This window comes from Nocardioides albidus (assembly GCF_006335005.1).
Lineage (GTDB): Bacteria > Actinomycetota > Actinomycetes > Propionibacteriales > Nocardioidaceae > Nocardioides > Nocardioides albidus.
This window is the reverse complement of the sequence record NZ_VDMP01000027.1, coordinates 339,385-358,930: the sequence shown is the minus strand read 5'-3', so window position 1 is coordinate 358,930 and position 19,546 is coordinate 339,385. Positions and strand designations below refer to the sequence as shown.

The window sequence follows — 19,546 nt, the reverse complement described above, 5'->3', positions numbered from 1 at the left end:
CCCGCACCACCGCCCGCACCGCCCTCCGCGTCCTCGTCGCCACGCCGCTCGCGGCCGCGGCGCTGACCGTCGGCGGGTTCGCCGGCCCCGTCGGCACTGTCGGCGCCGCGCACGCCGACGGTGCCGGCGGGGAGCCGGTCGGCCCCGCCACGCTCGTGCTGCCGATGCCCGGCGACCCGGAGCCGAGCCCGCAGGGCCCGCAGGGCCCCGGCGACTTCGCCGACCCGGTGCCGCAGCCCGACCCGAACCCGGAGGGCCCCGGCGACATCACCAACCCCGAGCCCGGCGACGACCCGGGCCCGCAGATCCCGGGCGACAAGGACGGCCCGAACCCGGGTGACGGCCCCCGCCCCGAGGGCCCCGGCGACATCGCGATCCCCGACCCCGGCGACAAGCCGGACAACCCGGGCGATGGCGGCGGCAAGGCCGACCACCCCGAGCCGGACCACAAGGGCGGTCACAAGGCCGGCCACAAGAAGCACCCGAAGCCGGCCGCCCAGCCGCAGGTCGAGGCCCAGAGCGACGCGGTCCCGGTCCCCACGCGCATCGACGCCGGCGCCGGCGCCACGGAGGAGGGCGGCCTCGAGCTGTCCTGGCTCCTCGCCAGCGGCGGCATCGTGACCGCGGCCGGCTCCGCGCTGGCCGGACGACGCCTGGTGCGCAGCCGCCGCTGACCGACGCACCACACGCGCCTCGACGTAGCCCCGGCCTCGTTCCTCGGTCGGGGCTGCTCGGCGTACTCGGCCAGGTGGGTCAGCGCCGCTCGAACGCGATCCCGGCCCGCTGCAGCCGGGCGAGCAGGGCGTCGCCCATCGCGGTGGCGGTGGTGACCTGGCCGGCCACGTTGGGGTTCTCGTCGAGGGCCAGGCACAGCGCGGACTCGGCGAGCATCTTGGACGTCTCGGTGTAGCCCGGGTCGCCTCCGGAGACGCGGGTGTGCACCTTCGTGCCCGCGGTCTCGGCGACGAAGTCGACGGTGAACCAGGACTTCTCCCGCCGGCCCGCCGAGGGGCCCTCGCCCTGCGGCACCTTCTTCAGCAGGGCGTTGCGCAGCGGCGGGACCTGGGCGGCGAGGGTCAGTCCGGTCACGCCGAGCGCGCCGCCGGCGGCGTACCGCAGGGTCTTGGTGCCGGCGTAGTGGGAGTAGCTGAAGGACGGTCCGTACGCCGACAGGTGGGCGCCGCTGCGCGCGACGACGAACGGGTCGATCGTCGGCAGCGGCAGCAGCCAGTAGCCGAGGTCGGGGTCGCGCCGGGGATGGCCCACGCTCGCCCGGGAGCGCCGGCCCTCGGGACGCGGCTCGAGGCGGCGCCGGGCGGACGACACCTCCTTCATCTGCCGTGCGCGGGAGAAGGCGGTCAGCGCGGAGTGGAAGGTGCCGCCGGAGAAGCCGGCCCGGCTGCGGACCACGCCGCGCATCGACACCGGCGTGGTGATCTCCCCGCCCACCTCCTTCGCCAGCTCCTGGATGGTGAAGTAGGCGCCGAGGTCGTGCGGGATCGAGTCGAAGCCGCAGGAGTGCACGAGCCGGGCGCCCGACCCCTCGGCGGCCGCGTTGTGCTCGACGTAGGTGCGGTCGACGAACTCCGGCTCGCCGGTGAGGTCGACGTAGTCGGTGCCGGCGGTGGCGCACGCGGCCACCAGCGGGCCGCCGTACTCCAGGTAGGGACCGACGGTCGTGGCGACCACCCTCGTCGTCGCCACCAGCTCCGCGAGCGCCTCGGCGTCGTCGGCGTCGGCGGTGAGCAGCGGCAGGTCGGCGAGGGTCGGGTTCGCTCGGGCCAGCCGGTCGCGCACCGCCTCCAGCCGCGACTCGCTGCGTCCGGCGAGCGCCCAGCGCAGCCCGGCGGGGGCGTGCTCGGCGAGGTAGTCGGCGGTGAGTCCGCCGGTGAACCCGGTGGCTCCGAACAGGACGACGTCGTACGGGCGCGGACTGTCTGCCATGGCCCCACTCTTGCACCGGCTCCCGTCGCAGGTCGAGACGGCCGGAACCGGCGGGCCCGCTGCCGCGTCGGACCGGCATGAACAAGCTCCTCGCCTTCGCCGCGCTGGGCGGCGCCTTCCTCGCCGGGACCGTCGTGACCGCGGTCGGCCCGGGCTCCGGAGGATCCGGGCCCGACGAGCCGGACCGGCAGCCGCGCCGGGTGGCGTTCCGGGCCGACCTGGAGCCGGCGGCGTCGTGCGACGACCTGCTGGCGTCGTACGTCGAGCGCGGCCTCGAGGCCGTCGGTCCGTGGGGCTGGGGTCCCGGAGACATCGTCTACGCCACCTCCGAGGCGCCCGGGGCGATGGAGGACGGCGGCGGGCAGGCGGACCGGTCCGGTGCGGCCGGCTCCCCGCCCCAGTCGCCGACCGCGCCGCAGACGGGGCGGCAGGTGTCCAGCGAGACCGGCACCAACGTGCAGGAGGCGGGCGTCGACGAGCCGGACACCGTGAAGACCGACGGCACCGTGCTCGTCGTGGTGCGCGACGGCCGGCTCGAGGTGTACGACGTGACCGGCTCCTCCACCACGAAGGTCTCCTCCGTCGACCTTCCGGGCGTCGAGGACCCCGAGATCCTGCTGACCGGCGACACCGTCGTCGCGATCGGCGGCGACGAGCGGGCGCCGGCCGAGGTCCCCGGGACCCGGGTGCTGACGGTCTCGATCGCGGATCCGGCCGCTCCCGAGGTCGTCGACGAGGTGCGGTACGACACGGCCCGGGTCTCGGTGCGCCAGCACGGCGACACCGTCCGGCTGGTCCTGGCCAGCGGTCTGCCGGACCTCGACTTCGTCGAGCCGACGCACGAGCGCAGCGAGAGGGAGGCGCTCGAGCACAACCGCAAGGCGGTCGAGGAGAGCACGATCGAGGACTGGCTGCCGACGGTCGGCCTCGGCGACGGCAGGGCCGAGCGGCTGCTCGACTGCCGCGACGTCGCGATCCCGTCCGACGCGCTCGCGCTGGGAACGACCAGCGTGGTCGGCTTCGACGCGGCCGACGACCTCGACGACTTCGACGACCTCGACGCGATCGGGCTGGCCGGGCTTACCGACATCGCCTACGAGTCGTCCGACCACCTCTACCTCGCGTCGGCCGGGGCGGGCGCCTGGCGCTGCATCGACTGGTGCGGCGACGTGATCGACGACAGGACCGGCGGGCGGCGGTTCTTCCCGGGGCCGGCCGGCGGCTCGTCGTACCTCTTCGACTTCGCGCTGGACGGCACCGGCGCCACCCATGTCGCGTCCGGCGAGGTCGAGGGAGCGGTCCGCGACCGGTGGTCGCTCGACGAGGCCGGCGGCGTGCTGCGGGTCGCGGTCGGGCCCACCAGTGAGACCGGCAACTTCAGCTCGGTGCTGACTCTCGCGCGAGACGGGGAGGACCTCGTCGAGCGGGGTCGGCTGGACGGCCTGGGCCGCGACGAGGAGATCCAGTCGGTGCGGTGGTTCGACGACCTCGCGATCGTGGTGACCTTCCGGCAGACCGACCCGCTCTACACCGTCGACCTCACCGACCCGGCGGTGCCGCGCCTGCTGGGCGAGCTGAAGATCCCGGGCTTCTCCGCCTACCTCCACCCGCTCGGCCGCGCCCGCCTGATCGGCGTCGGCGAGGGACCGCAGGGGCCCGGCGGCCGGGAGTGGGGCGCCCAGGTCGGCCTGTTCGACGTCCGCGACACCACCCGGGTCACCCGGCTCGACGTCCTCGGCTACGGCCGCTCCACCGCGGCGCTGGCCGGCCGCGACCCGCGCGCATTCACCTGGCTGCCCGAGCGTCGTACCGTGCTCACCGTCGTCGAGCGGTGGGGCAGCCGGCGCGTCGGCTACGTGTCGGTGCTCGAGCTCTCCGGTGGCCGGCTGCACGAGCGGCGGATCAAGGTGGAGTACGGCGACGACGTCGATCGCGTGCGCACCGTCCCGCTCCCGGACGGCCGGGTGGTGCTGCTCACCGGCCAGGGCGCGCAGTTCCTCGAGTGGTGAGCCGGCGGGGCTGGGCTGGGTGGGGCTGGGCGGGGCTGGGCGGGGCGGGGCTGGGCTGGGCCGCTGTAACACGTTGTTCGCTGACCTACCCGCCACCAGACCTCGCCAAGAGGGCCCTGGGTGGGGCTGCTACAGCAGTCATGGGGCGGGAAGGCGGGCGAACGACGTGTTACAGCGGACGGGCGGCGCGAAGAGCAGCGGACCACGTGTTACAAGCGCGAGCCCGGCCCGGCCGACCCCGGCGTACCGTGGAGCCATGTGCCGCAACATCCGTCCGCTCAACAACTTCGAGCCCCCGGCCACGCGCGACGAGGTCACCGCGGCGGCGCTGCAGTTCGTCCGCAAGGTCAGTGGGACGACCAAGCCGAGCCAGGCCAACCAGGCGGTCTTCGACCGCGCGGTCGCCGAGATCGCCCACATCACCCAGCACCTCCTCGACGACCTGGTGACGACGGCGCCGCCGAAGGACCGGGAGGTCGAGGCCCAGAAGGCGCGCGAGCGTGCGCGGCTCCGCTACGGGTGATCACCGGGATCACCGGGTCGCCGCGGCGTTCGACGCCGTCGCGCGCGAGCGCTTCCTGCCGCCCGACCAGCGCCGGTTCGCCGCGGTGGACCACGCCCTGCCGCTCGGGTACGACGTCACGAACTCCCAGCCCAGCACGGTGCGGACCATGCTCACCCTGCTCGGGGTCGAGCCGGGCGACCGGGTCCTCGACGTCGGGTGCGGCTCCGGTTGGACCACGGCGCTGCTCGCGCACCTGACCGGTCCGCATGGCCGGGTCGTCGGGGTCGAGCTGGTGCCGGAGGTGCTGGCCATGGCCCGTGCCAACCTCCGCGCCGACGGCCGGGTCGAGCTCCACCAGGCCGATCCCGAGGTGCTCGGCTGGCCCGCCGGGGCGCCGTACGACCGGGTGCTCGTGTCGGCCGACGCGGAGGTCCTGCCCAACGCCCTCGTCCGGCAGCTCCGACCCGGCGGCGTGCTCGTCGGACCGGTGCGGGGCGAGATGCTGCGGGTCGAGCGGCACGGCCGCTATGTGTTCGTGCCGCTGCGTACCCTGGACCGGTGACGCTCCTCGGCCAACGGGATCCCGCGCTGGAGCTGTGCGCGTCCGGGCCGCTCGTCGTGCTGACCGGTGCCGGCCTCTCCACGGACTCCGGGATCCCCGACTACCGCGGGCCCGGCGCGCCCGTACGGATGCCGATGACCTACCAGGAGTTCGTGTCGGGGCCGGCCGCACAGCAGCGGTACTGGGCGCGCAGCCACCTCGGCTGGTCGCGGATGCGCCGCGCCGAGCCCAACGCCGGCCACCGCGCGGTCGCCGCCCTCGGCGCCGACCTGGTCATCACCCAGAACGTCGACGGGCTCCACGAGGCGGCCGGCACTCCCGCGCTCGTCGCCCTCCACGGACGGATCGCCGACGTCGTCTGCCTCGCCTGCCGTCGTACGACGCCCCGCGCCCGCCTGCAGCGCCGACTCGAGGACGCCAACCCCGGCTGGGCCGCGCGCCACGCGGACGTGGCGGTGCGTCCCGACGGCGACGTCGACCTCGAGGACACGGCCGACTTCGTGGTGCCCGGGTGCGAGGACTGCGGCGGCGTCCTCAAGCCCGACGTCGTGTTCTTCGGCGAGAACGTCCCCAAGCCCCGGGTGGAGCGCTGCTATGCGGCGGTCGAGGCGCTGGCCGACACCGGCGGCTGCCTGCTCGTCGCCGGATCGAGCCTGACCGTGATGAGCGGGCTGCGGTTCGTCCGCCGCGCCGCCCGGCAGGGCACCCCCGTGGTGATCGTCAACCGCGGCGCCACGCGCGGCGACGAGCTGGCGTCGTACCGCGTCGAGGCCGGCACCAGCGAGTGGCTCGCGGCGCTGGTGGGGGTCCGGCGGGGGACGGTTCACCACGGGATGTAGGCGAGTCGTCGCCTCCCGTGCGGAGCTCCGCTACAGATGCGCGGATTCGGCTACATCCCGTGGTGAACCCGCCCCCGCCCGAGCCGCCCCCGCCCGACCAGCCCGACCAGCCCCAGCCCGAGCCCGGCGAGAGCCCGGCTACAGCCGCTTGACGAAGATGTGGTCGGCCGCCTCGGGGAAGATCTCGGCGGTCTCGCCACCGGAGCCGACGAGCACGCCCTCGGCGGTGGCCTGGATGGTGATGGTCTTGTCGGGCAGCGCGCCGACCCGGCGCATCGCGCTCATCAGGGCGTCGTCCTTCTGCATCTCCTCGGAGATGCGGCGGACCACGGCGCGGGAGCTCTCGGCGCCGGCGGCCTTGGAGAGGGGCTCGACGTCGGTCATGAAGTGCTCGGCGAGGGCGTCCTGGCCCAGCTCGCCGAGGCCGGGGATCGGGTTGCCGTACGGCGACTCGGTCGGGTGGCCGAGCAGCTCGATGAGGCGGCGCTCGACGGTCTCGGACATGACGTGCTCCCAGCGGCACGCCTCCTCGTGCACCAGCTCCCAGTCGAGGCCGATGACGTCGGTGAGGAGGCGCTCGGCCAGGCGGTGCTTGCGCATCACGCGGGTGGCGAGGCGGTGGCCGTCCTCGGTGAGCTCGAGGTGGCGGTCGCCCTCGACGGTGAGCAGGCCGTCGCGCTCCATCCGCGCCACCGTCTGCGACACCGTCGGCCCGCTCTGGTGCAGACGCTCGGCGATCCGGGCGCGCAGCGGGACGATGCCCTCCTCGATCAGCTCGTAGATCGTGCGGAGGTACATCTCGGTGGTGTCGATGAGATCGCTCACCCGCGCATTCTGACTCATGTGGAGAAGGGGCGCACACCAGCGCCTGCAATGCTGGACCGGTGAGCTCGACCCACCCGCTGCCCCCGCTGCTGGTCCCCCACCGCTTCAACGGCCCGCCCCGCTCCGGCAACGGCGGCTGGACGAGCGGCGCCCTGGCCGCGACCCTGCCCGCCCAGGGCCTCGGCGCGGCCGTCACGGTCACCCTGCTCCAGCCTCCGCCGCTCGACGTACCCATGACCGTGCTCGCCACCGCCGCCGGCGCCACCCTCGCCCGCGACGGGCACACGGTGGCCGAGGCGGTGTACGCCGAGGCGCGGCCGGTCCCCGTCGCGCCGGTCTCCGCCACCACCGCGGCGGCGGCCGAGGAGGGATATCCCGGGCACCGCTCCCACCCGTTCCCCACCTGCTTCACCTGCGGCCCGGACCGTCGGGTCGGCGACGGGCTGCGGATCTTCGCCGGCCCCCTGGGCGCCCCGGACGAGCGGGTCGCCGCCACCTGGACGCCGTACGAGAGCGCGGTCCCGATCGTCTGGGCCGCGCTCGACTGCCCCGGCGGCTGGGCGAGCGATCTCGAGGGCCGCCCCTCCGTGCTGGGCCGGATGACCGCGGAGCTGCGCAGTCTCCCGCGGACCTCCGAGCGCTACGTCGTCGTGGGCGAGCAGCGCGGCGTGGACGGCCGCAGGACCTTCACCGCCGCGACCCTCTACGGCCCCGACGACGAGGTCGTCGCCAGCGCCGAGCACACCTGGTTCACCATCGACCCGAAGGACTTCATGTGAGCGACCCGACCAGCCACCCCTGGTGGTACGACGCCGTCGTCTACCAGGTCTACGTCCGCAGCTTCGCCGACCAGCAGGGCGACGGGATCGGCGACCTGCCGGGCATCACCTCGCGCCTGCCCTACCTGCGCGACCTCGGCGTCGACGCGCTGTGGATCACGCCCTTCTACACCTCGCCCCAGAAGGACCACGGGTACGACGTCGCCGACTACACCGACGTCGACCCGCTGTTCGGGACGCTGGCCGACGTCGACCGGCTGCTGGAGCAGGCCCACGAGCTCGGCCTGCGGGTGATCGTCGACCTGGTGCCCAACCACACCTCCGACCAGCACGCCTGGTTCCAGGCGGCGCTGGCCGCCGGGCCCGGCTCGCCCGAGCGGGCGCGCTACATCTTCCGACCGGGCCGCGGACCCGCCGGCGAGCTGCCGCCCAACAACTGGGACTCGGTCTTCGGCGGCCCGGCCTGGACGAGGGTCGACGACGGCGACTGGTACCTCCACCTGTTCGACAGCTCCCAGCCCGACCTCGACTGGCGCAACCCCGAGGTCGGGGACATGTTCGAGGGCGTGCTGCGCTTCTGGCTCGACCGCGGGGTCGACGGGTTCCGGGTCGATGTCGCCCACGGGCTCTACAAGGAGGCGACCCTGCGCGACCAGGAGCGCCCGAAGGAGCCGGAGAAGCTGGCCGAGTCGATGGTGGAGCGGGTGCTCCAGGATGAGCCGATGTGGGACCAGCCCGAGGTCCACGACGTCTACCGTCGCTGGCGTCGCGTGCTCGACTCCTACCCCGGCGACCGGATGGCGGTGGCCGAGGCGTGGACCCAGACGGCCGACCCCATGGCGATGTTCATCCGCCCCGACGAGCTGCACCAGGCCTTCAACTTCGGCTGGCTGGGCACCCCGTGGTCGGCCGACGCCTTCGCCGACGTGATCACCGAGTCCATCGCCGCCGTCGCCGCGGCCGCCTCGGCGCCGACGTGGGTGCTGTCCAACCACGACGTCGAGCGACACCCGACCCGGTACGGCGGCGGCCCGGTCGGTCTGGCCCGCGCCCGGGCCGCGACCCTGCTCATGCTCGCCCTGCCCGGCTCGGCGTACCTCTACCAGGGCGAGGAGATCGGCCTCGAGCAGGTCGACGTGCCGCCCGAGTCGCGCCAGGACCCGTCCTGGTTCCGCACCGGCAAGCCCGGGCGCGACGGCTGCCGGGTGCCGCTGCCGTGGGCGGGCGACGCGCCGCCGTACGGCTTCGGCGGGGCCGCCGGCACCCAGCCCTGGATCCCGCAGCCCGAGGGCTGGGCCGCGCTGACGGTCGAGGCCCAGCTCGCCGACCCCGGCTCGACGCTGGCGTTCTACCGGCAGGCCCTGCGCCTGCGTCGCGAGGTGCTCGCCGGCGCGGACGACGACACGGCCGCCAGCACGGACGGCGACGTCCTCGTCGTCCGCCGTCCGGGGATCCGGGCCGTGCTCAACGCGGGAACCTACCCGGCGCCGCTGCCCGAGGGCGAGGTGCTGATCAGCAGCGGCCCGCTGCCCGGCGGCGTACTGCCTCCGGACACCGCGGTCTGGGTCCGCTGAGCAGGGCGCGACAGTCCCAGCGGAGCCAGGGCACTCAGCGGTCGCCGGGGATGCCGAGGGCGTCGTTGTAGCGACGCAGGGAGCCCGCGAAGTCGCGGATCTCCTCGACCGGCCAGTCCCCCAGCCGCTCGGCGAGCAGCTCGCGCCGCTCGTCGGCGACGGCGTCCATGCGGCGAACGCCCGCCTCGCTCACGCTGAGCAGGGTGGCTCGCCCGTCCTGGGGATCGGGCGCCCGGTCGAGGAGCCCGAGGTCGATGAGGTGCTGGACCTGGCGGCTGATCGCGCCCTTGTCGATCTCGAACACCGCGCACATCGCCGAGGCGCGCAGCGGGCCGTGCTCGCGGACGTAGCTGAGCATGAGGTACGACGACGGCATCAGGTCGGGGTGCACGGCGCGGGCGCGCTCGCCGATCACGCGGCGCACCCGGCGGATCAGCACACCCACCTCCACCTCGAGGTCGCTCAGCGCGCTCGCGCGGGCCGGCGTGGCACCGGCTGTGGGGCTGGGGCTGGGACTGGGGCTCGTCGTCGCGCTCATCGCCGCGCCCCCTCCGCGGCGCCCTGGACGTCGTACGCCGGGTGGTCGACGGGCTCCCCGCTCGCGACGGGCGCTCCCTGGCCGGTGGCGGTCCGCAGCGGCACCTCCTTGATGAACAGGATGCACGCGAAGGCGACCACGGCGAACGGCACGGCCACGAGGAACAGGTGCCCGACGGCCTCGCCGAAGGAGGCCTCGTAGACCGCGCGGATCGGCGCGGGCAGGTCCGCGAGCTTGGGGATGTCGCCGGTCGAGTGCTGCATCGCGACCAGCTGCTCCTGGCTGATCCGGCCGGCGCGGACCAGGCCGTCGATGCCCTCCTTGACGCCGCTGGTGACCTGGTGCGCGAGCACCGCGCCGAGCGCGGCGACGCCCGCCGAGCCGCCGATCGAGCGGAACAGCGCGACGACCGAGCTGGCCGCGCCGAGGTCCGCGGGTGCGGTGTTGTTCTGTACGGCGAGCACCAGGTTCTGCATCGTCGCTCCGAGGCCGATGCCGGTGAGCGCCATGTAGGGGCCGACCACCCACAGCGACGTGGTGGCGTCGATGGTGCCGAGCAGGGCGATGCCGGCGATGACGAAGAGCATGCCGCCGACCAGCCACCGCTTCCACCGACCGGTGCGGGTGATCACCCGGCCGCTGACGATGCTCGAGACCAGGAGACCGCCGACCATCGCCACCGACATCAGGCCCGCGTGGGTGGGGCTCATCCCGCGGGCGAGCTGGAAGTACTGGCTGAGGTAGACCGTCGCGCCGAACATCGCGACGCCGATCATCACCGAGGCGGCCGTCGCCAGCGCGGTGGTGCGGTCGCGGAAGAGGCGCAACGGGATGACCGGCTCGGTGGCGACCTTCGCCTCGACCCAGAGGGCCGCGCCGATGAGGACCACGCTGCCGCCGACGAGGGCGGCCGAGGTCGCGGAGAGCCAGTCGAAGCTGGTGCCCGCGAGGCTGACCCAGACCAGGATCAGGCTGATGCCGGCCATGATCAGGGTGGCGCCGGCGTAGTCGATCTTCACGTCGCGCTTGATCGTCGGCAGGTGCAGGGTCTTCTGCAGGACGACGAACGCGAGGGCGGCGACCGGGATGCCGACGATGAAGCAGCCGCGCCAGCCCATCGGGCTGTCCACGATCAGGCCGCCGAGGAGCGGTCCGCTGACGGTCGCGGTCGCGAAGACGGCGCCGATGTAGCCGCTGTAGCGACCCCGCTCGCGGGGGGAGACCATCGAGGCGATGACGACCTGGACGAGCGCGGTCAGCCCGCCGACGCCGACGCCCTGGAAGGCCCGCGCGCCGATGAGCACGCCCATCGACGGCGCCATCGCGGCGACGATCGAGCCGGCCGAGAACACCACCAGCGCGATCTGCACCAGCACCTTCTTGCTGAAGAGGTCGGCGAGCTTGCCCCAGATCGGCGTGGTGGCCGTCATGGTCAGCAGGGTCGCGACCACGACCCACGTGTAGCCGGTCTGGCTGCCATGCAGGTCGGTCACGATCGCGGGGAGCGCATTGCTCACCACGGTGCTGGAGAGCATGGCGACGAACATCGCGAGCAGCAGCCCGGTCAGGGCCTCCAGGATCTCGCGGTGGGTCATCTGGCCGGGTGCGGCCGGACCCGGGGAAGTAGTTGACATGTGACAACCATACGTCGGGATAGTTGTCGACGGCAACTTGTCGGACGGCCGGGGGGACGGTTCACCACGGGATGTAGGCGAACCCGAGCTTCCCCTGCGGAGTTCCGCTACAGGAGCGACGGCTGGCCTACATCCCGTGGTGAACCGTCCCGGGTCGGCGCAGCGAGCGCGCGGTCGGTGAGAAATGCAGCGACCCGCAGGTGTGGCTCGGACGAGCCCCGTCCGGTGGATGATCCGGACTCACCTGCGGGTCGGGTGGCTGCTGTTGGATTCGCGTCGCAGCCGTCAGAACTGCGGGCTGCTAGCGAGCAGCCACCTCACGCATCCGATGAGAAATCATTCTTCGGACCACCTCCTTTCCCGTGTGCGACAACGGTAGGACGCGGATCCGGCGCAGACAACGGGATTTCCCCGAAGTCGGTTCGTACGCCGCGGGCCCGGGTAGGCGAGCACCATGACCAGCCTTCTGCGCCGTGCCGCCGCTGCCGCGCTGCTCGTCCTCGCGGTCGCCGCCTCCGCCGGGTGCTCCTCCGACGACGACGGCCCCGACGAGCCGGCGTCCTCGACGCCGAGCCCCAGCCCCACCACCAGCCCGACGCCCGCGGACCGGGCGACCACCGACGCGACGACCACCGACGGGACGACCACCGACGGGGCGACCACCGGCCAGCCGGCCCTGCCGGCGCTCGTCATCCGTCCAGGGGCGATCGGCGACGCCCGGGTCGGGATGACCCGCGACGAGTGGTCGGCCACGGGCCTGTTCGCGGACGGAGCGGCGATCTGCGAGGGCGAGCTGATCCATTGGCGCGACGACCCGGACGGCACCGGGCTGCGGGTGCTCACCGACGAGGACGCGACGATCACCCAGCTCTGGGCGACCCGCCCCGGCCCGGTCACCGACCACGGCGATCTGCAGGTCGGCTCCACCTATGCCGACCTGGTGGCGGCCTTCCCCACCGTGACCGACCCGGTCGACGACGGCTTCGACCAGTCGTCGGTCTACCCGCCGGGCGAGGAGGACGGACTGCCCTACCTGGCGTTCCTGCTGGACGCGCCCGCCGAGGACGTCGCCGCCGACACCCCGATCGCGGCGATCGCGGCCACCGGCGGCGAGCCGGCGTACTTCCAGTTCGACTGCTGAGCCCCTGGGGCGTGGGGTCGCCGCACCGCCGGCCTCGGTCCCGCCTCAGTCCAGCGGCAGCAGCGAGCCCGGCAGTGAGATCGTCGGGCACACCGGGCCGAAGGTCTCGTCCTCCGGGCACGGGGACGACGGGTCCCGCAGGACCACGGACTCCCCGGAGGCGGGGGTCCAGGTCAGGGTGAAGGGCTGGTTCGGCTCGCCCGTGTCGCCGGACCAGGCCATCACCCCGCCGGCCTGGAACCGCGAGCGGGTGTCGCCGGCCTCGGCCAGACGATGCCAGGAGCCGTCGTAGGTCCACGTCTGGTAGCTGCCGCCGCTCTCGCCCGGCCGGACGACGAACTGCACCACCACCGTGCGGTCGACCTTGTCGAGGCTGCTGATCCGCCACGCGCGGGCGTAGCCGGGCGGCATGCCGTAGTCGGCGGCGATCTCGCCGGTGTCGGGGTCGAGCTCGACGATCTTCTGCTCGACCTTGCAGCCGCCGCAGTCCTCGTCCTCGCCGTTGTCCTGCATGATCGCGAGCAGGGCCGCGCCGTCGAAGCTGGGCCACAACCGGACCAGCGGCTCGTTGCGCAGGGCCTGGGTGATCTCCTCGCCCTCGATCCGGAACAGGCCGTGGTCGGTGCGGGTGTCGTCCTCGCTGTTGATGCCCCACTCGACGAAGGTGACACCGCCGAGGGTGTAGGGCCGCCCATGGAGCTGGAATTCCGCGTCGAGGCCGTCGATCTGGTCGGTCTCGGCAGCCGCGGACGGAACGGTGAGCTTGCGTACGCCGGCCAGCGCGGCGTCGTACACGAGGACCCGTCCCGCCGGCCCGCCGAGCGTGGTGAGCGCCTCCGGCGTGACGCCGTACTCGCCGATCCTCGCCCGCCCGGACAGCCAGGCGCCGGTCGCGGGGTCGAGCACCCGCGCCCAGGACGACCCGAGCACCAGGACCGTCCCGTCGGGCCGCCAGGCCGCCTCCCATCCGCGCCGGACCGCGGTGGTGTGCCCGGGGGCGTGGATGATCAACCGGGGCTTGCCCATCTGGACCTCCTCGACGTACGTCGGCCCGGGCACCGGCAGCACGTCGGCGGCTGGGAGCTGCGGGCCGAGCACGTCGTCGGAGCCGCCGAGAACGCCGTCCACAGGGTTGTCGCACCCCGACAGCAGCGCCGCGCACAGCAGGAGCACCACGACCCGAGTCATGGAGCCATCAGACCACGGCGGCCGCGAACTGCGCGGCGTGCAGCCGGGCGAAGGCGCCCTCGCGCGCGAGCAGCTCGGCGTGCGATCCCTGCTCCACGATCCGGCCGTTCTCCATGACGAGGATCAGGTCGGCGTCGCGGATGGTCGAGAGCCGGTGGGCGATGACGAACGATGTCCGGTCGGTGCGCAGCGCGGCCATCGCCTGCTGGAGCAGCAGCTCGGTGCGGGTGTCGACCGACGAGGTGGCCTCGTCGAGGATCAGCAGCGCCGGCTGGGCCAGGAAGGCCCGGGCGATGGTGATCAGCTGTCGCTCGCCGGCCGACAGGTTGGAGCCCTCGTCGTCGACCCGGGTGTCGTAGCCCTCGGGCAGCGAGTGGACGAACCGGTCGACGTACGTCGCGCGCGCCGCCTCGCGGATGTCCTCCTCGCTCGCGTCCGGGCGCCCGTAGGCGATGTTGTCGCGGATCGTGCCCTCGAAGAGCCAGGTGTCCTGGAGGACCATGCCGATGCGGCTGCGCAGCTCGCCGCGGCTCATCGCGGCGATGTCGGTGCCGTCGAGCGTGATCCGCCCCTCGCGGAGCTCGTAGAAGCGCATGATCAGGTTGACCAGGGTGGTCTTGCCCGCGCCCGTGGGCCCGACGATGGCGACCATCTGGCCCGGCTGCGCCACGAGCGAGAGGTCCTCGATCAGCGGCTCGGCGGGGTCGTAGGAGAAGGAGACGTGCTCGAAGGCGACCTCGCCTTCGGTGGTTGCGAGGCTCGTCGCCGCCGCTCCTCGCACCTCGACCACCGAGGTCGGCGCGACCTCCTCCTCCGCGTCGAGGAGCTCGAAGACCCGCTCGGCCGAGGCCACGCCGGACTGCAGCAGGTTGGCCATGGAGGCGATCTGGGTGATCGGCTGGGTGAACATCCGGGAGTACAGCACGAACGCCTGCACGTCGCCGAGCGACAGCGCTCCCGAGGTGACCCGCAGACCGCCGACGACGGCGATCACGACGTAGTTGAGGTTGCCGATCAGCATCATCATCGGCATCACCAGACCGCTGATGAACTGGGCGCGGTACGACGACTGGTAGAGCTCCTCGTTGGCGGCGTCGAACTCGTCCTCGACGGCCTTGCGGCGCCCGAACACGGTGACGAGCTCGTGGCCCGAGATCGACTCCTCGACCTGGGCGTTGAGCCGGCCGGTCTGGCGCCACTGGTTGATGAACTGGCTCTGCGAGCGCTTCATGATCCGGCTGGTGGTGAACATCGCGATCGGCACCGACACCAGGGCGATCACCGCCAGCAGCGGCGAGACCCAGAACATCGCGCCGAGCACGCCGGCCACCATCAGCAGCGAGGTGAGCAGCTGGCTCATCGTCTGCTGCAGGTTCTGCGCGACGTTGTCGATGTCGTTGGTGACCCGGCTGAGCAGCTCGCCGCGCGGCTGCCGGTCGAAGTAGGCCAGCGGGAGCCGGTGGATCTTCTCCTCCACGTCGGTGCGCATCTGCTTGACCGTGACCTGGACGATGTCGTTGACGAGGTAGCCCTGCAGCCAGCCGAGCACCTGCCCGCCGACGTAGACGAGCAGCGCGACGAGCAGGATGTGGCCGACCCGGTCGAAGTCGACGCCCTGTCCGGGCGTGATGTCGAGGCCGCGCAGGAAGTCGGCCAGTCCGCTGTCGCCCGAGGCCTCCGCGTGGGCGACGGCGTCGGCCTTGGTGCTGCCGTCGGCGAGGCGGCCGCTGATGAACCCGTTGAAGACCTCGTCGGTGGCGCGGCCCAGGAGCCACGGGCCGACGACGACCGAGGCGACGCTGCCGATGCCGAGCAGCAGGACGGCGATGGCGCGTCCCCGCGCCGGCCGCAGCCGCGCGAGCAGGCGGCGGGCCGAGTCCCCGAAGTCGTCGGCCTTCTGGCCCACCATGCCGCCCATCGGGCCGCGTCCGGGACCGCCCTGCTGGACGATCCGCTCGGTCTGCTTCAGGGTGCCGCTCTTCTGGCTGCCGCTCACGCCATGACCTCCTCTCCCCTGATGCCCTGCGATGCGGCGATCTCCTGGTACGTCGGGTTGTCGCGCAACAGCTCGTCGTGGGTGCCCTTGCCGACGACGTCGCCGTCCTCGAGGACGAGGATCAGGTCGGCGTCGCGGATGGTGGCGATGCGCTGGGCGACGATGAGCAGCGTCGCGTCGCGGGTCACCGGCCGCAGGGCCGCGCGCAGCCGGGCGTCGGTGGCGACGTCGAGCGCGGAGAAGGCGTCGTCGAAGAGGTAGATCTCGGGCCGTCGTACCAGCGCCCGGGCGATGGCCAGGCGCTGACGCTGGCCGCCGGAGACGGTCGTGCCGCCCTGGGCCACGGCGGTGTCGAGCCCGTCGGGCATCGCGCGGACGAAGTCGGCTCCCTGGGCGATCTCGAGCGCGGCCCACAGCTCCTCGTCGGTCGCCTCCGGCCGGCCGTAGCGCAGGTTGGTGGCGACCGTGCCCGAGAAGAGGAACGCGCGCTGGGGCACCAGGCCGATCCGCGACCACAGCAGCTCGGGGTCGAGATCGCGGACGTCGACGCCGTCGACGCGGACGACGCCCTCGGTCGCGTCGAGCAGGCGAGGCACCAGGTTGACCAGGGTGGTCTTGCCGGCGCCGGTGGAGCCGATCACCGCGACGGTCTGCCCGGGTCGCGCCGAGAACGTGACGTCGCGCAGCACCGGCGCCTCGGCGCCGGGATAGGTGAGCCCGACGCCCTCGAGGTCGAGGTGCCCGGCGCCGGAGACCTCGGTGACGGGGTCCGCCGGGGGCAGCACGCTGGTGCGGGTGTCGAGCACGCCGCCGATGCGGTCCGCGCTGACCGAGGCCCGCGGGATCATCATCAGCATGAAGGTCCCCATCATCACCGACATCAGGATCTGCATGAGATAGGCGAGGAAGGCGGTCATCGCGCCGACCTCCATCTGGCCGTTGTCGACGCGGTGCCCGCCGAACCAGATCACGCCGACGCTGGCCACGTTGGACACGGCCATCACCAGCGGGAACATGACTGCCATCCAGCGGCCTGCCCGCAGCGAGACGACGGTGAGGTCCTGGTTGGACCGCTCGAAGCGCTGGGCCTCCTGGGGCTCGCGGACGAAGGCGCGGACCACGCGGATGCCGGTGATCTGCTCGCGCAGCACCCGGTTGACGTCGTCCAGCCGCTCCTGGACCTGCCGGAACGCCGGCACCATCTGCGAGACCACGACGCCGATGCACACGAAGAGCACCGGTACGACCGCGACCACCAGCCAGGACAGGCCGAAGTCCTCGCGCATCGCCATGATGACGCCGCCGACCATCATGATCGGGATGGTCACGGCCATCAGGCAGGTCATCATCGCCAGCATCTGCACCTGCTGGACGTCGTTGGTCGCGCGCGTGATCAGCGAGGGCGCGCCGAAGGTGGAGACCTCGCGCGCCGAGAAGCTGCCGATCCGGGCGAACACCGCCTTGCGCAGGTCACGACCGAAGGCCATCGCGGCCTGGCCGCCGAACCACGCGGACGACATCGAGCAGGCGGCCTGGACGAGGGCGACGGCGAGCATGATCGCGCCGAGCTCCACGACCCGTCCGGTGTCGCCGCGGGCCACGCCCTGGTCGATGATGTCGGCGTTGAGGCTGGGCAGGTAGAGCATCGCGACCGTGCCGGTGAACTGGAGCACGACGATCGCCGAGAGCCAGCCCTTGTAGGGGCGCAGGTAGTCGCGCAACAGACGGGCGAGCATCAGGAGTCCCTCCTCTCGACCCTCTCGACACCGTTGAGCACGGTGTCGACGATGCAGGTCGGGGTGAGCAGGTCGTTGTCGGCGATCTCGCGGTGGGAGCCGGCGAAGGTGAGCAGCCGCCACACGTGCAGCACCTGCTCGGGCGGCAGGGTCAACCGGTCGGCGTCGGGCTCGATCAGCGCCAGCAGCCGCCGGCGTACCTCCTCGAGGCCGGCGACGATCTCCGGCCGGTCGTGGAGGTGCCGCGGCGGGCCGACCGCGCCGAGGGCGCGCATCAGCTCGAAGATCGCCAGGAACCGCTGCTGCAGGATCGAGGTCATCGCGAGCATCCGGTCCCGCAACGGCAGCTCCGGGTCGATCTCGTCGAGTCGCAGCAGCACGTCGCCGGGCTCGAAGGCGCGCGCGATCGTCGCGTCGATGAGGTCGTCCTTGGAGTCGAAGACCCGGAAGATCGTCCCCTCCGCCACGCCCGCCGCCTCGGCGATGAGCCGGGTGGTGACGGCCCGGCCGTGCTCGTAGAGCAGCGGCCGGGTCGCCTCGATGAGCGTCTCCCGCCGCTCCTGCGCAGACAGCGGTGTGGCACGGGGTGGCATGCCCGCCACGCTAAATGAGTGAGCACTCACTCACAACCCATTTTCGGTTGAGTTGCCCCTTCCTCACCGTCGAGTTGCCCCTTCCTCACCGTCGAGTTGCCGGCGGGTTCGGACGGGTCGACAGAATGGGGGGATGGCACGCGTCGCTCTGGTCCTCGGCTCCGGCGGCGCTCGTGGATACGCCCACCTCGGCGCGGTCCAGGAGCTGCGGGAGCGGGGGCACGAGATCGTCGCCGTGTCGGGTACGTCGATGGGTGCGGTCGTGGGCGGACTGGTGGCCGCCGGCAAGGACGACGAGTTCGCCACCTGGGCCTCGACGCTGACCGGGCGGCGCGTCGTACGGCTGGCCGACCCGACCTGGGCTGGCGGCGGCGCCGCCACCGCGGACCGGCTGACGGCGGCGCTCGACGAGATCGTCGGCGACGTGCTGATCGAGTCGCTGCCGATCCCGTTCACCGCCGTGGCGACGGATCTGGCGGCCAGGCGCGAGGTGTGGTTCCAGCGCGGTCCGCTGATCCCGGCGCTGCGGGCCTCCTTCGCGATCCCCGGCCTGTTCACGCCGGCGGTGGTGGACGGGCGCGTCCTGGTGGACGGCGGCCTGCTCAACCCTCTGCCGCTCGAGCCCACGGCCGCCGCGACCGCCGACTTCACCGTCGCCGTCTCCCTGCAGGGCCCGCGCGAGCCGCACGAGCCGACCTCCCCCGCCCGCGGCTTCTCGGTGCGCCGGGCCGAGTGGACAGCAGACCTGCGCCGGAGGTTCCGGCGCGGCGAGGAGGACCTCATCGAGCCGCCCGCCGCGCCCGCGGAGGCGCCACCCGCCGAGGCCGTCGGCGTACGTCCGGACGTGCGGACCTCCGAGGTGGTGTCGCTGTCCTTCGACGCGATGCAGAGCCTGATCACGCGCTACCGCCTCGCCGCGCTGCCGCCCGACGTCCTGGTCACCGTTCCCCTGAGCGCCGCGCGCACCATCGACTTCCACCGGGCCGACGAGATGGTCGAGCTCGGCCGCACCCTCACCAAGGCGGCCTTGGACGACGCCGGCCGCTGAGCCCGGGGGCGACGGTGGAAACCGGCGCCGATCGCCCCGGACATGCTTGGCGTCCCCGCAGAGCGCTGCGTCTGCGGGGTTCGGGGCGGGGTGGCTACTCGTCGGGCGGGCCGGCGTCGCCGGTGTCGCGTCTGGTGTCGTGGACGGGATGGGTGCCGCGGTGGTCGTCCCGGAACCGGAACCCGGTGGGGCTGGTCCAGACGTTGGCGCCGGGGGGGGGGATGTCGTAGCGCCAGCGGGAGTGGGTCTTGGCTCGGTGGTGGCGCCTGCAGAGGGCGACTTCGTTGCAGGGGCAGGTCGGCCCGCCCTCGCCGTAGGGACGGTGGTGGTCGAGGTCGCAGCGTTGTGCGGGTCGGGTGCAGTGCGGGAACCGACAGGTCTGGTCCCGCAGTGCGACACGAATGCGGTGTCGGTCGGGGGTCTCGTAGGAGCCGACGGGGACGTGGTCGGCCAGGTCGATCACCGGCCGGACGATGATGGTGGTCTCGCGGGCGCGGAGCCATTCGCGGATCTGCGCGCTACTGATCGGGCAACGGCCCTCCTCCCATCGCCCGACCGGGCTCGGGGATCGGTCGGCGGTGAGGGTGGTGTCGGTGATGTGGACGTTCAACACGACCTTGCGACCGGGCACGGTG

Annotated in this window: 17 protein-coding genes and 1 pseudogene; 9 read left to right on the top strand and 9 right to left on the bottom strand. The window is 73.1% G+C overall.

The genetic code is table 11. The features are described from left to right. Positions 1-674: pseudogene (locus FHP29_RS20085) on the top strand (hypothetical protein); the annotation flags it as partial. A 79-nt stretch (positions 675-753) separates the two neighbouring features. Here the strand turns inward: FHP29_RS20085 and FHP29_RS20080 are convergent. Further along, positions 754-1,944, bottom strand: a complete 1,191-nt coding sequence (locus FHP29_RS20080; RefSeq protein WP_139624626.1) for a saccharopine dehydrogenase family protein — start codon at positions 1,942-1,944, stop codon at positions 754-756. 77 nt (positions 1,945-2,021) lie between these two features. Here FHP29_RS20080 and FHP29_RS20075 point away from each other — a divergent pair, with 77 nt between their 5' ends. From FHP29_RS20075 to FHP29_RS20060, 4 genes are all read left to right on the top strand, one after another. After that, positions 2,022-3,953: a beta-propeller domain-containing protein gene (locus tag FHP29_RS20075; protein WP_139624625.1), complete on the top strand. Its 1,932-nt coding sequence runs from the start codon at positions 2,022-2,024 to the stop codon at positions 3,951-3,953. 256 nt (positions 3,954-4,209) lie between these two features. Next, positions 4,210-4,476 carry a DUF2277 domain-containing protein gene (locus FHP29_RS20070; protein ID WP_139624624.1) on the top strand — a complete coding sequence of 89 codons (267 nt, stop codon included), beginning with the start codon at positions 4,210-4,212 and terminating at the stop codon, positions 4,474-4,476. Beyond that, entirely contained in the window at positions 4,454-5,020 is a 567-nt protein-coding gene (locus tag FHP29_RS20065; protein ID WP_139624623.1) for a protein-L-isoaspartate O-methyltransferase family protein, read from the top strand. The genes FHP29_RS20070 and FHP29_RS20065 overlap by 23 nt, the downstream gene beginning before the upstream one ends. After that, positions 5,017-5,859: a Sir2 family NAD-dependent protein deacetylase gene (locus tag FHP29_RS20060; RefSeq protein WP_139624622.1), complete on the top strand. Its 843-nt coding sequence runs from the start codon at positions 5,017-5,019 to the stop codon at positions 5,857-5,859. The genes FHP29_RS20065 and FHP29_RS20060 overlap by 4 nt, the downstream gene beginning before the upstream one ends. Positions 5,860-5,997: 138 nt before the next feature. Here FHP29_RS20060 and FHP29_RS20055 read toward each other — a convergent pair whose 3' ends face one another. Continuing rightward, positions 5,998-6,684 carry an iron-dependent transcriptional repressor DtxR gene (locus FHP29_RS20055; RefSeq protein ID WP_139624621.1) on the bottom strand — a complete coding sequence of 229 codons (687 nt, stop codon included), beginning with the start codon at positions 6,682-6,684 and terminating at the stop codon, positions 5,998-6,000. A gap of 59 nt (positions 6,685-6,743) precedes the next feature. On the opposite strand from FHP29_RS20055, the gene FHP29_RS23000 reads away from it, so the two are divergent. Both FHP29_RS23000 and FHP29_RS20050 read left to right on the top strand, forming a co-directional pair. Beyond that, the gene (locus FHP29_RS23000; RefSeq protein WP_240044632.1) at positions 6,744-7,463 is read left to right on the top strand and encodes a hypothetical protein; all 720 of its coding nucleotides are present in this window, start codon (positions 6,744-6,746) and stop codon (positions 7,461-7,463) included. Continuing rightward, positions 7,460-9,037 (top strand): glycoside hydrolase family 13 protein, encoded by a 1,578-nt coding sequence (locus FHP29_RS20050; RefSeq protein ID WP_240044631.1) that lies wholly within the window; start codon positions 7,460-7,462, stop codon positions 9,035-9,037. The genes FHP29_RS23000 and FHP29_RS20050 overlap by 4 nt, the downstream gene beginning before the upstream one ends. A gap of 34 nt (positions 9,038-9,071) precedes the next feature. Here the strand turns inward: FHP29_RS20050 and FHP29_RS20045 are convergent, their stop codons facing one another. Together FHP29_RS20045 and FHP29_RS20040 are read right to left on the bottom strand one after the other, a co-directional pair. Further along, positions 9,072-9,575 (bottom strand): MarR family winged helix-turn-helix transcriptional regulator, encoded by a 504-nt coding sequence (locus tag FHP29_RS20045; RefSeq protein ID WP_139624619.1) that lies wholly within the window; start codon positions 9,573-9,575, stop codon positions 9,072-9,074. After that, on the bottom strand, positions 9,572-11,209 hold the full coding sequence (locus FHP29_RS20040; protein ID WP_240044630.1) for an MDR family MFS transporter: 1,638 nt from the start codon (positions 11,207-11,209) through the stop codon (positions 9,572-9,574). Before FHP29_RS20040 ends, FHP29_RS20045 begins: the two co-directional genes overlap by 4 nt. Before the next feature lie 454 nt (positions 11,210-11,663). Between FHP29_RS20040 and FHP29_RS20035 the strand changes: the two genes are divergently transcribed. Next, a complete protein-coding gene (locus tag FHP29_RS20035; protein ID WP_139624618.1) occupies positions 11,664-12,350 on the top strand; it encodes a hypothetical protein in 687 nt (228 codons plus the stop codon). A gap of 45 nt (positions 12,351-12,395) precedes the next feature. Here FHP29_RS20035 and FHP29_RS20030 read toward each other — a convergent pair whose 3' ends face one another. From FHP29_RS20030 to FHP29_RS20015, 4 genes are all read right to left on the bottom strand, one after another. Continuing rightward, positions 12,396-13,538 carry a hypothetical protein gene (locus FHP29_RS20030; protein ID WP_139624617.1) on the bottom strand — a complete coding sequence of 381 codons (1,143 nt, stop codon included), beginning with the start codon at positions 13,536-13,538 and terminating at the stop codon, positions 12,396-12,398. A gap of 7 nt (positions 13,539-13,545) precedes the next feature. Then, positions 13,546-15,456 (bottom strand): ABC transporter ATP-binding protein, encoded by a 1,911-nt coding sequence (locus FHP29_RS20025; RefSeq protein ID WP_139624906.1) that lies wholly within the window; start codon positions 15,454-15,456, stop codon positions 13,546-13,548. A 74-nt stretch (positions 15,457-15,530) separates the two neighbouring features. Next, entirely contained in the window at positions 15,531-17,270 is a 1,740-nt protein-coding gene (locus FHP29_RS20020; protein ID WP_139624616.1) for an ABC transporter ATP-binding protein, read from the bottom strand. Next, positions 17,270-17,863 carry a TetR/AcrR family transcriptional regulator gene (locus FHP29_RS20015; RefSeq protein WP_139624615.1) on the bottom strand — a complete coding sequence of 198 codons (594 nt, stop codon included), beginning with the start codon at positions 17,861-17,863 and terminating at the stop codon, positions 17,270-17,272. The genes FHP29_RS20020 and FHP29_RS20015 overlap by 1 nt, the downstream gene beginning before the upstream one ends. Positions 17,864-17,996: 133 nt before the next feature. Here FHP29_RS20015 and FHP29_RS20010 point away from each other — a divergent pair, with 133 nt between their 5' ends. After that, positions 17,997-18,911: a patatin-like phospholipase family protein gene (locus tag FHP29_RS20010; protein ID WP_139624614.1), complete on the top strand. Its 915-nt coding sequence runs from the start codon at positions 17,997-17,999 to the stop codon at positions 18,909-18,911. Between the two features lie 94 nt (positions 18,912-19,005). On the opposite strand, the gene FHP29_RS20005 is transcribed toward FHP29_RS20010, so the two are convergent. Then, the coding region (locus FHP29_RS20005) for an HNH endonuclease signature motif containing protein (protein WP_192904049.1) at positions 19,006-19,546 on the bottom strand (541 nt) is incomplete at its 5' end.